Source organism: Corynebacterium sp. 212_CJEI (assembly GCF_001055915.1).
GTDB classification, from domain to species: domain Bacteria; phylum Actinomycetota; class Actinomycetes; order Mycobacteriales; family Mycobacteriaceae; genus Corynebacterium; species Corynebacterium jeikeium_D.
Genome location: NZ_JVPT01000014.1, coordinates 1 through 2,690 on the forward strand (window position 1 = coordinate 1; position 2,690 = coordinate 2,690).

Here is a 2,690-nt window from a genome sequence, read left to right on the forward strand (position 1 = left end):
GCTTGAAAGTGTCATAAACTCACACAGTTTCACATTTGCAGCCCCGGAGTTTTCGGGTTGACAGTTTTGCCACGTAACTCCGGGCTGTGGTGCTGCCGCAGTTGGGGCCTGACTAGTCGCTACCTTGAGAACTGGACGCACTCTTTGGCTATCAACCCTGAACCGCGGCAAAAAGTAGGGTTCAGCAGCCAACGACGAAACCCTCCCTCGCCCGGATAACTCCAGGTGAGAGAGGGTTTCTACTTGGTCGGGGTAGCGGGATTTGAACCCACGGCCTCTTCGTCCCGAACGAAGCGCGCTACCAAGCTGCGCCATACCCCGAGGCCGCAGACACGAACTGGGAACATACGTCTCAGTGCTGTGCTTGCGAGGACTTACTTTAGCCCGACGCTGAGTCAGAATGCAAAACGCCTGCTTAACGGGCTGTGGGAACAAGCCGCGGTCTCCGCCGCGCCCTTACAAACTACGAACTGCACCCCGACGGACTACGAACTACGAATCCCGCTCCACAACCTCAATCAAGGTCGCGGATGGGCGGCAGAACAAGCGCACCGGAGCGTAAGGGGAAGTGCCAAGGCCATTGGAGACATGCAGCCATGTCTTCTCGGTCCAGCGCGACAACCCCGAGGCCCGCGAGCGGTCGATACCGCAGTTGGTCACAATGGCCTTCCCGCCGGGCAGGCACACCTGGCCACCGTGTGTGTGACCAGAAAGCACCAGGTCGTAGCCGTCTTCCGCAAAAGCATCCAACACGTGGGGCTCTGGCGAGTGCGACAGGCCGATAGCGATGTCGGCATCCGCATTCGGAGCACCGGCGATCTGCGAATAATCCTCCAACTCGTGATGAGGGTCATCTACACCGGACAGCGCCACCTTCACGCCACCCGCCACAAACTCCAGCCGGGCATGGGTGGCATCCTGCCAGCCGTGCTCGATAAACGCAGCGCGCATGCCGCGCCACGGCAGTTCGACGCGTGAGGGCTTGCGCTTCTTGCCTGTCAGGTACTTCAGCGGATTGACAGGCCGTGGCGCGAAGTAGTCATTGGTGCCAAACACGAAGGCACCCGGACGGTTCAGTAGGGGGCCGAGCGCTGCGAGGACACTGGGAACGGCTTTGTCGCTGCCCAGGTTGTCGCCGGTATTAATCACCAGGTCAGGGTTCAGAGCATCGAGGCTGGCAACCCACTTCTGCTTCAGCTTCTGGTCGGGGAGCATGTGGAAGTCGGAGACATGCAGAATCCGGAAAGGCTCACCCTCGCGCTTTCCCGCCCGGGCGAGCGTGCCGGGTGCCAGCACGGGAACTTGCACACGGTGGAGTTTAAATGCGCGCAATTCGATTTGGTTCGCGTAGATGAACGTCGTCAAGCCAAGCGTGGCGAGAGCTGCGGCAGACCGCAGAATTCGGTTGGGAAAAGCGCGCGATGTCATGACAGAGACACTATCAACTACAGCGGTAGTCTAGGGCATATGAGTGAACTGAAGAACACAATTGTCTCCGATATGACCGCCGCAATGAAGGCCCGCGACAAGGAAACCGTTGCGGCGCTGCGCATGCTGAAGGCCGCTATCCAGACTGAGGAGGTTTCCGGCTCCAAGCATGAGCTCACCGATGACGAGGTGCTGCGTGTGATCGAGCGGGAGGTCAAGAAGCGTCGCGAGTCCGCTGAGATGTACGCCGAGAACGGCCGCCAGGAACTTGCCGACGCCGAACTCGCCGAAGCAGAGGTTTTCGCCCGCTACCAGCCGGAACAGCTTGACGACGACGCCGTGAAGAACCTCGTTGCGGAATCCGTGGCCGAGGTTGCTGGCGATGACGCGCCGAGCATGAAGATCATGGGCCAGGTTATGAAGGTGGCTAAGGAAAAGGCCGCTGGCCAGGTCGATGGCAAGCGGCTTTCCGAGGCCGTTAAGGCTGCCCTGCAGGGCTAGCGCGACCTTTCGCCGTTTCCTTTTTCGGCGATAAGCGTTGGAGCTGCCTTCTAGGGTGAACTAGAACGGCAGCAGCGGAATCAGATCCCGCAAGCTCGGCGCTGGCGGAGTGTTCGGGCGAGGGAACTGCGGTAGCGGATCCGGCCGGGTCGTCGTCGAGTCCGGCCGCGGCGACGGCGCTGGTGGCGGGGTCGGACGGCGGGTGCCATCGGCCACGCGGATCGTGACGGTGCCACCCTTGAGTAGCAGCGGCGGCTGATCCAGCCCGACCACGATTCCGCGCGACTCGCCGGTGAGGGAGACTGTGCGTTCCTCTACCTTGTAGCCGGCCTTCTTAAGGGTCTCTCGAGCCTCGGCCTTCTGCATGCCCACCACATTCGGCATTTGGGTGATCGAGGTGCCCAGGCCGTAGTCCGAATCCAGTGGTGGGAGGTTCTTTCCGCCGTAGTCTTCGATGACTGGGCCGACTGCGCCGAACCATGTCCGCGCGGGCTCGCGACCACCAAAGAGGTTGCCGCTCGGGCACTGGCGCAGCGGTGACGTGCACAGCTCCGTGACCGTCGGGGTGTCGTTGTAGGCGTACACCGATCCGGCCAGACCGCCGGTGAAGCCCAGGAATGCCGCGGACTGGTTCGACTCGGTGGTACCGGTCTTAGCCGCGACTGGGCCTTCCCAATTCAGCTCTTTCGCGGCATCCTTCGCGGTGCCATCGGTGGCGTCATTGCTGAGCGCATTAGCAATCGCGTGCGCGACACCCGGCT

The 2,690-nt window shown here is 61.6% G+C and carries 3 protein-coding genes and 1 tRNA gene; 1 reads left to right on the plus strand and 3 read right to left on the minus strand.

Annotation, left to right across the window (positions count from 1 at the left end):
• Positions 1-244: 244 nt before the first annotated feature.
• A tRNA-Pro gene (locus ADB02_RS01340) sits at positions 245-321 on the minus strand.
• Positions 322-492: 171 nt separating this feature from the next.
• Positions 493-1,428 (minus strand): metallophosphoesterase, encoded by a 936-nt coding sequence (locus tag ADB02_RS01345; RefSeq protein WP_049189435.1) that lies wholly within the window; start codon positions 1,426-1,428, stop codon positions 493-495.
• Between the two features lie 39 nt (positions 1,429-1,467).
• Between ADB02_RS01345 and ADB02_RS01350 the strand changes: the two genes are divergently transcribed.
• The gene (locus ADB02_RS01350) at positions 1,468-1,929 is read left to right on the plus strand and encodes a GatB/YqeY domain-containing protein (protein WP_049189436.1); all 462 of its coding nucleotides are present in this window, start codon (positions 1,468-1,470) and stop codon (positions 1,927-1,929) included.
• Positions 1,930-1,989: 60 nt separating this feature from the next.
• Here ADB02_RS01350 and ADB02_RS01355 read toward each other — a convergent pair.
• On the minus strand, positions 1,990-2,690 hold a 701-nt coding region (locus ADB02_RS01355), incomplete at its 5' end, for a PASTA domain-containing protein (RefSeq protein WP_049189437.1).